The following is a 10,558-nucleotide window of genomic DNA, read 5'->3' on the forward strand; positions in this document are numbered from 1 at the left end:
GCCGCGTTCATTCAGGAAACACGCGTTATCGTTGACGTTTTTCGCGAGCAAGCTCGCTCCTACAGAAGGCGATGTACTCTTAACTGAACGGCATTAGGGCAAGCCCGCTCGCCACAGCAAGCCCGCTGGCCACAGTTACAGTGTTCCTCCTTAACTGATCGGCATCAGGGCAAGCCCGCTCACCACAAAAATGCGCTCGAAGCGTCGCTCCGCCCCTCCCGCATTCAGGGCAGTTCTTTGGCAAGGAACGGCGCGGTGCGGCTCTTCTTGCTCCTGGCCACCTTCTGCGGTGCGCCGCTGGCGACTACCTTGCCGCCCATGTCCCCTGCCCCCGGGCCGATATCGATCACCCAGTCACTCTGGGCCACCACGCGCATTTCATGCTCCACCACAACCACCGTATGCCCGGCGTCCACCAACTGATTGAGCTGGCTGAGCAAGCGGTCGACATCCCGTGGATGCAAGCCGGTGGTCGGCTCATCCAGCACATACAGGGTGGCGCCACGGGCATTGCGTTGCAGTTCAGTGGCGAGCTTGATGCGTTGCGCTTCACCGCCCGACAGTTCGGTCGCCGGTTGGCCCAGGCGCAAGTAACCCAGGCCGATATCACGCAGTACGTGCAGCGAACGCAGGACGCCTGGTTGTTCGGCAAACACGTCCACCGCCTGCTCCACGGTCAGCCCCAGCACTTGCGCAATGTTCAGGCCTTGCCATTGGATCGCCAGGGTTTCGGGGTTGTAGCGCGCCCCATGGCACGTCGGACAGGGGGCATACACGCTGGGCATGAACAGTAATTCAACGCTGACAAACCCTTCGCCCTCGCAATGTGCGCAGCGGCCCTTGGCGACGTTGAACGAGAACTGGCCGGCATCGTAATGGCGCTTCTTCGCCGCCGGCGTGGCGGCGAACAGTTTGCGCACGTTGTCGAACAGCCCGGTGTAGGTCGCCAGGTTGGAACGCGGGGTACGGCCGATGGGCTTCTGGTCAACCTGCACCAGACGGCGCAGGTGTTCCAGCCCGGCGCTGATATGCCCGCCACTGGTTTGCGGCGCGTCATCTTCCAGGCTGCGTTCCTCGTCATTGTCCGGCACGCGGCCCAGGCCGCTGCCGACCAGTTCCAGCAACGCCTGGCTGACCAGGCTGGACTTGCCCGAGCCAGAAACACCGGTCACCGCTGTGAAGCAGCCCAGTGGGAACGCCACGTTCAAGTCATTGAGGTTATTGCGCGTCACGCCTTCGAGCTGCAACCAACCCTGGGGTGGACGTTGCGACGCCGTCGACGGGCGCCGCTCGGCAAACAGGTACTCGCGGGTCTGCGACGCCTCGATCGCCGCCAAGCCGGCGGGTGGCCCGCTGTACAACACTTGCCCGCCATGTTCACCCGCCGCCGGGCCGACGTCGATCAGCCAGTCAGCGCGGCGCATGGTTTCCAGGTCATGTTCCACCACAAACAATGAGTTGCCCGCCACTTTCAAACGTTCAAGCGCGGTGAACAACGCCTCACCGTCCGCGGGATGCAGCCCGGCCGACGGCTCATCCAACACATAGATCACACCAAACAACTGTGAGCCCAATTGGGTCGCCAGGCGTAAGCGCTGCAACTCCCCGGACGACAAGGTCGGCGTGCTGCGCTCCAGGGACAGATACCCCAGGCCCAGTTCGATCAAGGTGCTGACCCGCTCCAACAGGTCCTGGGCAATGCGCTGGGCGGCCAGGCGCTTTTCCACCGACAGCTTCATTGTGTCCTGCCCCGCCGCCACCGGCCGCAGCAGCTCGGCCAGTTGTACCAGCGACAGTTGCGACAACTCACCGATATCCACCCCGGCAAACTTTACCGACAACGCTGCCTGGGTCAGCCGCTTGCCAGCGCACAACGGGCAGGCACTGCCTTGCATAAATTGCGCGACGCGCTTTTTCATCAGCGCGCTTTGGGTGTGGGTGAAGGTGTGCAGGATGTAGCGCCGCGCACCACTGAAAGTGCCTTGGTAACTCGGCTCCAGCTTGCGTTTGAGCGCGTCGCGCGTCTGCTCCGGGGTGAAGCCGGCATACACCGGCACGGTCGGGGTTTCTTCGGTGAACAAAATCCAGTCGCGCTGCTTTTTCGGCAGGTCGCGCCAGGGAATGTCGACGTCATAACCCAGGGTCACCAGGATGTCGCGCAGGTTCTGGCCTTGCCATGCCAGCGGCCAGGACGCCACGGCGCGCTGGCGAATGGTCAGCGACGGATCGGGCACCATCAGCGCCTCGGTCACTTCATACACGCGGCCCAGGCCATGGCATTGCGGACAGGCGCCCTGGGGCAGGTTCGGCGAAAAGTCTTCGGCATACAGCATCGCCTGGCCCGGCGGATAGTGGCCGGCGCGGGAATACAGCATGCGGATCAGGCTGGACAAGGTCGTCACGCTGCCCACCGACGAACGCGCACTCGGCGTACCGCGCTGCTGTTGCAGGGCCACAGCCGGAGGCAAGCCTTCGATGGAGTCCACATCGGGTACGCCGACCTGGTCGATCAGGCGCCGTGCATAGGGCGCCACCGATTCGAAATAGCGGCGCTGGGCCTCGGCGTACACCGTGGAAAAGGCCAGCGACGACTTGCCCGAACCCGACACCCCGGTAAACACCACCAGGGCATCCCGTGGAATGTCCACATCGACATTGCGCAGGTTATGTTCGCGGGCGCCGCGAACCCGGACAAACCCGGGCCGTTGAGCAGTGAGCGGAGGGAGGGTGCGCTGTGAAGTCATGGTCAACCTTGTCATGGGCAGGTCCTGGTTCGGAGCCTGCCGGGCGGGGGCTCGTTCAATCGGTCTGAGCCACACGGGCGGTAAGCACGCTGCGCAACCGTTGCGTCAGGGCTTCGGGGCTGTAGGGTTTGCTCAGCAGATGAATGTCGGCACTGAGCAGGTGGTTGGTGGAGAGAATGTCGCGGGTATGTCCCGAGGTGAATAGCACCGCCACCGGCGGTTGCTGGGCGCGGGCCCAGTCCGCCAGGTCGGTACTTTTGACGCGGCCGGGCATCACCACGTCGGTAAAAATAAGATCGGGGCGCATTCCGTCCAACAGCCTCTGCATCGCCCGGTCGCCGTCTTCAGCGGTCAGCACGGTATAACCAGCCTGTTCCAGCAGCTCCACGACGGTCAATCGCACGCCCTCGTTGTCCTCCACCACCAGAATGGTCTCTTGGCCTGCGGCATGGGATACCGGCTCGGGTTCGATCTCCTGGCACTCCTCGCCCAAGCTGCGCGGGAAATACATTTGCACCACGGTGCCCTTGCCTTCCTCGCTCCACACCTCGACATGGCCGCCACTTTGCCGGACAAACCCGAACACCATGCTCAGGCCCAGGCCCGTACCGTGGCCATCGCGCTTGGTGGTAAAGAACGGCTCGAACACCCGCGACAGAATCGACGCCGGCATACCCACGCCGATATCCGTGACCGCCAGGCGCACATACTCGCCGGGCTGCAGGCTTTTACCGACGCAATCCTTGGGGTTGAGGATGATATTTTCGCCGGTGATGCGAATCACGCCCTCGCCTTTCATGGCATCCCGGGCATTGATCGCCAGGTTCAGCAGTGCGTTTTCCAGTTGGTTGCGGTCGACGTGGATGCACCAGGAATCCTGGGGCAGTTGCACATCGACATGGATGGTTTCACCCAATGCACGTTGCAACAATTCGCCCAGACCGGCGTAGATGCGCTGCGGGTTGTAGACCGCCGGTGACAGCGGTTGGCGACGCGCAAACGCGAGCAATTGCGAGGACAGCTTGGCACCGCGCTCCACCGCCGCAATGGCAGCGTTGACACGTCGCTGCACCTGGGGGTTTTCCGGCTCATGGCGGGCCAACAGGTGCAAATTGCCGGCGATCACTTGCAGCAGGTTATTGAAGTCGTGGGCCACGCCACCGGTCAGGCCGCCAATGGCTTCGAGTTTTTGCGACTGGCGCAGTTGCTCTTCGGCGACGGAGCGCGCCTGCACTTCGGCGGCAACGCGCTGCTCCAGGTTGTGGGTCAGCTCCTGGCGCAAGCGCTCGGAAATCACATGGGCGGTGGTCTCCACCACGATCGCCAAGACCCCGGCCGGCTGCTGGTCATCTCCGGCGACCGGGCTGTAATACAGGTCCAGCCATACGTTTTCCGGCTGGCCGTTGCGCAGCAACACCAGCTCCTTGTTGTGATAGGACAAAGTGCCACCCGCCAGGCAAGTGTCCACGACATGCCGATTGAAGTCGGCGACTTCCGGCCAGCCCAGCTCCACCGGCGTGCCCAGCAAATACGGATGACGGCCACCGGCAAACACGGAATAGCTGTCGTTGTAGATCATGTAGCCGGCCGGCCCCCACAGCATCACCATGGGCACGGGCGACGCCAGCATCATCTGCACGGTGCAGGCCAGGCTGGTGGACCAGCGATCCAGCGGGCCCAGGTCGGTGTGCGACCAGTCGAAGGCACGGATTCGCTGGGCCATTTCACCGCCCCAGCCTTCACAGCCGTGGGTGTTGGATAAAAAAGGCATCGATAGGCTCTTGGTGCAGAGAAACATTGATCGGTGGTGCAGTTCCACTGATAAAAACTTGGAGCCTGACTGTAATAAATCGTTTCATTGCATATAGCTCATCCGTCGTGAACTGGGCAACTCCCCTCAGTGAAAATCCCGGCTGCGCACAGGAATGCCGTCCAACAGCGGCGTCAGGTCGGTCAGGCGCCCGGCGATCAGGTGCCGTACCTCGCCCACCGCTTCCCAGCGCCCGTCCACCTTGAGTAGCCGCGAATTCACCAAGGCTGCGCGCTGGCGTTCTGCCAGATCGCGCCACACCACCACGTTCAGATTGCCGAACTCATCTTCCAGGGTGACGAAGGTCACGCCGCTGGCGGTGCCGGGGCGCTGGCGACCGGTCACCAGCCCGGCGACGCTGACATTGCGCCCATGCTCCACCGCCAGCAGTTCGTTCGAGCTGCGACAGCGCCGCTTGCGCAGCTCATCACGCAGCAGCGCTAACGGATGGGGGCCAAGGGTGGTGCCGACCGTGACGTAATCGGCCTGCAAGTCCTCCCCCACCGTGGGCACCGGCAACGCCACCCGCGCTTCATCGGGGCTGGGCAAGCCGGCAAATAACCCAAGTTGCTTGTGCACCCCCGCCACATCCCAGCGTGCCTGGTGCCGGTTGCCGGCCAACGCGCGCAAGGCACCGGCATCCGCCAGCAAGGCCTCGGCGCGGGCGTCCAGCCCGGCGCGTTCGTCGAGATCGGCCACATCGCTGAAGGCGCGGCGCTGGCGGGCCGCTTCGATACGCCGCCCATCCTCTTCGCGAAACCCGGAGATCATACGCAAGCCCAGGCGGATCGCCGGTTGCTGGCCGTCGATGGGTTCCAGGCTGCACTCCCAGTCACTGGCCTGCACGTCTACCGGACGAATCTGCAAGCGATGGCGGCGGGCGTCCTGCAGGATCTGGTCCGGGCTGTAGAACCCCATGGGCCAGCTGTTGATCAGCGCACAGGCGAACGCCGCCGGCTCATGGCATTTGAGCCAGCAACTGGCGTAGGTCAGCAAGGCGAAACTGGCCGCGTGAGACTCGGGGAACCCGTAGCTGCCAAAGCCCTTGATCTGCTCGAAGATCTGCGCGGCAAAGGCTTCGCTGTAGCCATTTTTCAGCATGCCGTTGCGCAGGCGCACTTGATGGGGTTCCAGCCCGCCGTGACGTTTCCAGGCGGCCATGGAACGGCGCAACTGGTCGGCCTCGCCGGGGGTATAGTCGGCGGCGACGATGGCGATTTGCATCACCTGCTCCTGGAACAGCGGCACGCCCAATGTTCGTTCCAACACCGTCTTGAGCTGCGGCGACGGATAGGTGGTGGGCTCTTCTTTGTTACGCCGACGCAGGTACGGATGCACCATGCCGCCCTGGATCGGCCCAGGGCGCACGATGGCAACCTCGATCACCAGGTCATAAAAGTTCTGCGGCTTGAGCCGGGGCAACATCGACATTTGCGCCCGCGACTCGATCTGGAACACACCGATGGTGTCGGCCTTGCTGATCATTGCGTAGGTGGCCGGGTCTTCCTTGGGGATCGTCGCCAACGACAGGTCGCGGTGGCGATGGCGGCGCAGCAGGTCGAAACAACGGCGGATCGCGCTGAGCATGCCCAAGGCGAGGATATCCACCTTGAGCAGGCCGACGGCGTCGAGGTCATCCTTGTCCCACTGGATGATCGTGCGATCGGCCATGGCGGCATTTTCCACCGGCACCAACGTATCCAGCGGGTGTTCGGAAATCACGAAACCACCGGGGTGCTGGGACAGGTGCCGGGGGAAGCCGATCAGTTGCCGGGTCAACGTAAGTACCCGGCGCAACGCTGGGCTTTCAGGGTCGAAACCACTTTCACGCAGGCGCTCCAGCGGCGGTGCCTCATCACTCCAGCGCCCGCAGCATTCGGCCAGGGCGTTGACTTGGTCGGGCGGCAACCCCAGGGCCTTGGCCACGTCGCGCACCGCGCCGGCTGCGTGGTAACTGCTGACCACCGCCGTGAGGGCCGCGCGCGTACGGCCATAGCGCTGGAACACGTATTGCAGCACTTCTTCGCGGCGTTCGTGTTCGAAGTCCACGTCGATGTCCGGCGGCTCATTGCGCTCCTTGGACAGGAAGCGCTCGAACAGCATGTTCATCAGGCTCGGGTTGATCTCGGTAATGCCTAAAGCAAAACACACTGCCGAGTTGGCCGCCGAGCCGCGCCCCTGGCACAGGATCGAACGGCTGCGGGCGAAGCGCACGATGTCATGCACCGTGAGGAAATAGCTTTCGTAGCCCAGCTCACTGATCAACTGCAGCTCGTGGTTGATCTGCTGCAAGGTCTTGGCGTCGACACCCTCTGGCCAGCGCTGGGCAATGCCTTCTTCGGTGAGGGTGCGCAGCCAGGTTTTCGCGCTTTGGCCTTCGGGCACCAGTTCGCGCGGGTATTGGTAGCGCAACTGGCCGAGGTCGAAGGTGCAGCGGCGGGCAATCGCCTGGGTTTCGTCAAGCAGGGCTTGCGGGTACAACGCGGCCAAGGCCTCCAGGCTGCGCAAATGCCGCTCGCCATTGGGGTGCAACCGCGTACCCGCTTCGGCCACCGGCACGTGATAGCGGATGGCGGTCATGGTGTCTTGCAGGGCGCGGCGGCCGCGCGCATGCATATGCACATCGCCGCAGGCCACTGCGGGAAGTTGCAGGCTGGCGGCCAGGTGCAGGCGTTGTTCCAGGAGGCGCGCATCGTCCTGGCCACAATGCAGATGCACCGCCAGCCACAGGCGCTCGGCGAAGGTGCGGCGCAACCATTGGATCGAGGCCTGGGTGTCGCTGTCTGCGGCGACCCATAGCGCCAGTAACCCAGGCAGGGGTTGCTCGAAGTCCTCTTGCAGCAGGCGATAGCGCCCCTTTTCCGCCCGCCGTCGGGCCAGGGTGATCAAACGGCACAAGTGCTGGTAGCCGCTGAGGTTTTCCACCAGCAGCACCAGCTTCGGGCCGTTTTCGATGCGCATCTCGCTGCCGATAATCAACGGCAACTCCACCGCCTTAGCCGCCTGCCAGGCCCGCACGATACCCGCCAGGGTGCACTCGTCGGTGATCGCCAGCGCGCTGTAGCCCTGACGCTTGGCCCGCTCGAACAACTCCAGCGCGCTGGAGGCGCCGCGCTGGAAACTGAAGTTGGACAGGCAGTGCAGTTCGGCGTAGCTCATGCTTGCAGCTCACGGTGGGAAGGTGGCGACAGCCTGCGGTGGTTCATGCGAACCAGCCTTGCAGCCACAACCCATCGTGTTGCCCCACGGTGCGGTAGGCCCAGCCTTGCTGGCCGGCGCGGGTCTGGATCAGGTAGTAGTCGCGACGGATATCGGCGCCATCCCACCAGCCGGATTCGATACGCTCCGGCCCCATCAAGACCTGCACGCCCTGCTCGGCCAGCAAGATCGGTTCGTTGAGCAACCAGCCGGGGCGCTGCACCTTGTCCAGGCTTGGGCACGGGCGGCTGTCGGCGGCCGCTTGCCAGGCGCATTCGGGGCGGTGGTCGGCGTGAAAACGCAGGCCTTGCACCGCATCATCCCCCAGCCGTGCACGCAAGCGTTCGCGCAACTGTTCCCAGGGCAGGGTCTGCTGCGGGCGGTCGTCGAACAGGTCCTTGCGCTGCGGCACGAACACCGGCAGGTCCTGGGCCACCAGGCGAAAGCCGCGCACCGGTGACGTGACCTGCACGTGCTCGAGGCGACCGCGGGCCAGTTCGAAGAGCATCGCCGGCTCACGTTCGGCGCTGAGCAGGCCAACCTTGATCACGCTGTCCGGCGCCTGGGCGTGCTCCAGGTGCAGGTCAAAACGCTGTACGCCGCTGTCGCGGCCGCAGAGGAAAGCCGACAGGTCACCGGTCAGCCGGCGCAAGGGGAATAGCAACGCCTGGTGGGATTGCACGTCGAAGTTCAGCTCGATGCGTACATCGAAGCGGTCCGGCGGTTGATAGAACGCCAGGGCCAGCGGCCGGTATCCGCCAAGAGCATCCAGGTGCTTGAGCACGCTGGCCTCAAAGCGCCGCGCCAGGGTATGCCGGGGCAACGCCTGCACCTGGGCCAAGGTGCGCAGGCCCATGCGTGACAAGGCCATGGCGGCCTGCGGCTCGAGGCCGGCGCGGTCGATAGGCAACGGCGCCAGGGCCTGCATCAAGGCGTCATCGTCTACGACCAACCCATCGTAGAGATTGGCCAGCACGCGCGCCGCCGCCGGGTTGGGCGCGGCGACGATGCGGTGACGAAAGCCCAGCTCGTTCAGTTCCTTGCGCAAGCGCGCTTCGAAACGCGGCCATGGCCCGAACAGCCCCAGGCTCGATTCGATTTCAAACAGCAGCGCGCGGGGGTAGAACACACTGACCTGGGAACTGAACTGGTAGGCCCAGGCCGCGAGAAACTGCTGCCAACGCTCGATCTCCACCGGGTCGTACTCGGCGCAGGCAAAACCCTTGGCCAGGGCCTGCGCCGCCGTCAGCGACTGGCCGGGGCGCAGGCCCAATGCACGGGCGGCCGCGTTGACGGTTTGCAACACGCGCCGCTGCGGCGTACCGGCCAGCAACGCCAAGGGCTGATCCGCCTCGGGATGCAGGCGCTGCACCCCGTCCAGCGCCAATTGCGGGAAGACAATACACACCCAGCGCATATCAACCTCAGTGCCCGGCCAGCGCAATCGGCGCCGGATGAGCAAGCCCGCCTCGACACTTGAGCACCCGCACTTGCGCGGGCTTGGCCTCCACGGCCAGGCGCAGGGCCGCAGGCGACGCATTGATCGCCTCGCTCAAGGCGCGCCAGGCAAACGCCAGGGTCTGCCCGGTTTCGGCCGCCACCTGCAAACGGCGCAATGCCCGGTCATCGGCCTTGCGCGGCCAGCACAACACGGCGCCGCAACTGCCGGAACGCAGGCACTGCTCCACCGCCCACAAGGCGTCGCGCTCTTCGGCCTGGACCACCGAAAGCTGACGCAAATCCACCCCGGCGTTCTGCCAGGCGTGGGGGTACGGCGTGTAGGGCGGCGCCACCAGCACAATGCGTTCCCCGGCGGCCGATAAGCGCGCCAGGGTGGGCAGCACCAGTTGCAACTCGCCCACACCGTCCTTGGCCATGAGGATTTCGCTCAGGGCCGACTCCGGCCAGCCGCCCGTGGGCAGCACCGCATCCAGCGCCGCCAGCCCCGTGGGGTGCACACTGGCCGGAGGCACGGCGGGCCGGCCCTTCCAGACGCGGCCGCCATTGAACAGCGAGTCCAGTGCTACGACGGCGCCCATCAGCCTTGCCTCACCAGGCCGCAGAACACCCCTTCGATAGCCAGGTCCTGGTCGGGGCCTACCACGATGGGTTGATACGCCGGGTTGCGGGGCAGCAGGCGGACATGGTCGCCGTGACGTTCGAAGCGTTTGATGGTGACTTCACCGTCCAGGCGCGCGACCACAATCTGGCCGTTCAACGCTTCGGCACTGCGGCGCACGCCGACCAGGTCACCGTCGAGGATGCCGTCTTCGATCATCGAATCGCCCTGGACCCGCAGCAGGTAATCCGGGGTTTTCGCAAAGGTGGCAGGGTCGAGTTGCAGGCGGTTGTGGACTTCGGCATCGGTGCCGATGGGCAAGCCTGCAGCGACTCGACCGAGAACGGGGACGTCCAGCCATTCGGGGCGGGCGGGTTGGTTGAGCAAGCGAATACCACGGGCCTGGTTGGGGTTGACCTCGATGAAGCCGGCTTCAGTCAGGGCCACCACATGTTTGCGTGCGACGCTGCGGGAGGCGAAGCCAAACGCCTCGGCGATCTCGGCGAGGCTGGGGGGTTGGCCTTGCTGCGCGATGCGGTCGCGGATGAAGGTCAGGATGGCGGTACGGCGGGGGGTCAGGTTTGTCATGGAGTACATTTGTACTCCTGTGGAAAATTTCTGACAATAGCCGGTAGTCGGGGGAGTGTCAGTGGAGGCATCTGGTGGCTGACACTGCTATCGGGGGCAAGCCCTAATGCCGTTCAGTTAAGCGTACATCGCCTTCTGTAGGAGCGAGCTTGCTCGCGA

At 64.5% G+C, this 10,558-nt stretch carries 6 protein-coding genes; all 6 read right to left on the minus strand.

From position 1 onward, the window contains the following. Window positions 1-224: 224 nt before the first annotated feature. The 6 genes from uvrA to lexA all read right to left on the minus strand — a co-directional run bounded on the left by uvrA (window position 225) and on the right by lexA (window position 10,408). Entirely contained in the window at window positions 225-2,744 is a 2,520-nt protein-coding gene (gene uvrA / locus AC1Q6I_RS34235; RefSeq protein WP_102625671.1) for an excinuclease ABC subunit UvrA, read from the minus strand. Between the two features lie 55 nt (window positions 2,745-2,799). Continuing rightward, window positions 2,800-4,515, minus strand: coding sequence for an ATP-binding protein (locus tag AC1Q6I_RS34240; protein ID WP_102625670.1), 1,716 nt, complete (start codon window positions 4,513-4,515; stop codon window positions 2,800-2,802). A 126-nt stretch (window positions 4,516-4,641) separates the two neighbouring features. Further along, complete coding sequence (locus tag AC1Q6I_RS34245; protein WP_102625669.1) at window positions 4,642-7,713, minus strand: error-prone DNA polymerase; 3,072 nt, start codon at window positions 7,711-7,713, stop codon at window positions 4,642-4,644. Between the two features lie 43 nt (window positions 7,714-7,756). Beyond that, window positions 7,757-9,169: a Y-family DNA polymerase gene (locus tag AC1Q6I_RS34250; RefSeq protein ID WP_102625668.1), complete on the minus strand. Its 1,413-nt coding sequence runs from the start codon at window positions 9,167-9,169 to the stop codon at window positions 7,757-7,759. A 7-nt stretch (window positions 9,170-9,176) separates the two neighbouring features. Next, window positions 9,177-9,791: a translesion DNA synthesis-associated protein ImuA gene (gene imuA, locus AC1Q6I_RS34255; RefSeq protein WP_024075054.1), complete on the minus strand. Its 615-nt coding sequence runs from the start codon at window positions 9,789-9,791 to the stop codon at window positions 9,177-9,179. After that, complete coding sequence (gene lexA, locus AC1Q6I_RS34260) at window positions 9,791-10,408, minus strand: transcriptional repressor LexA (RefSeq protein WP_024075053.1); 618 nt, start codon at window positions 10,406-10,408, stop codon at window positions 9,791-9,793. The genes imuA and lexA overlap by 1 nt, the downstream gene beginning before the upstream one ends. Between the last annotated feature and the right edge of the window lie 150 nt (window positions 10,409-10,558).

Source organism: Pseudomonas sp. MPR-R2A5 (genome assembly GCF_058793055.1).